This is a genomic window from Staphylococcus caprae, assembly GCF_002902725.1.
GTDB lineage: Bacteria > Bacillota > Bacilli > Staphylococcales > Staphylococcaceae > Staphylococcus > Staphylococcus caprae.
The window spans coordinates 1-1,071 of the sequence record NZ_PPRT01000080.1; the positions used below are offsets into that span (position 1 = coordinate 1).

Consider the following 1,071-nt stretch of genomic DNA (forward strand, 5'->3'; position numbering starts at 1 on the left):
CATCGTTGAGCGACTCAATAAAGGCAAGTGAAAGCACGTCAATATCAGCAAGTAGTTCCACATCGTTAAGCGACTCAATAAAAGCAAGTGAAAGTGCTTCAACATCAACAAGTGAGTCCACATCATTGAGTAAAAGCGAATCAACTAGTGCAAGCACATCGCTAAGTAATTCACAAAGTACGAGTAGTTCAGATTCATTAAGTACGTCAACGTCCGATAGAGTATCTACTTCAATAAGAGAAAGTGAATCAACATCATCAAGTACATCAGCATCAGCGAGTGAGAGCGATTCAAGCAGTGCAAGCGAATCACTAAGTAATTCACAAAGCACGAGCGAATCGGATTCAGTTATTAGTGCATCAACTTCAGTAAGTAAATCAGATTCTATGAGTGAAAGTGAGTCAAGTAGTACAAGTACATCAGCATCAGCGAGTGAGAGCGATTCAAGCAGTGAAAGCATGTTCCTAAGTGAATCGCAAAGTATGAGCGAATCGTATTCAGATAGAGTATCTACTTCAATAAGCGAGAGTGACTCAAGCAGTGCAAGTACATCACTAAGTAATTCGCAAAGTACGAGCATTTCAGGCTCAGAAAGTGTATCTACTTCAACAAGCGATAATGACTCAACAAGTACAAGCACATCCCTAAGTAATTCAACAAGTACGAGTAGTTCAGAGTCATCTAGTCTTTCAGATTCATTAAGTACGTCAACGTCCGATAGAGTATCTACTTCAATAAGCGAGAGTGAGTCAAGCAGTGCAAGCGCATCACTAAGTGATTCACAAAGCGTAAGTATTTCAGACTCAGAAAGCGCATCAACATCCGATAGAGCGTCTACGTCAACAAGTGAGAGTGAATCAAATAGTGTAAGCACATCGACATCCGATAGTATATCAGAGGCCACAAGCGAGGAAGAGTCAAATAGCACAAGTGTAAGTAATTCTGAATTCCAAAGTACGAGCGAGTCGGACTCAGTCAGTACATCGACATCGGCAAGCACATCAGAATCAACGAGTGAAAGTGATTCAATTAGTGCAAGCTCGTCACAAAGTAGATCGCAAAGTGTGAGCG

At 41.2% G+C, this 1,071-nt stretch carries 1 pseudogene; it reads right to left on the reverse strand.

The annotated features are described in order from the left end of the window. Positions 1-1,071 (reverse strand): annotated as a pseudogene (locus CD155_RS13205) (hypothetical protein); the annotation flags it as partial.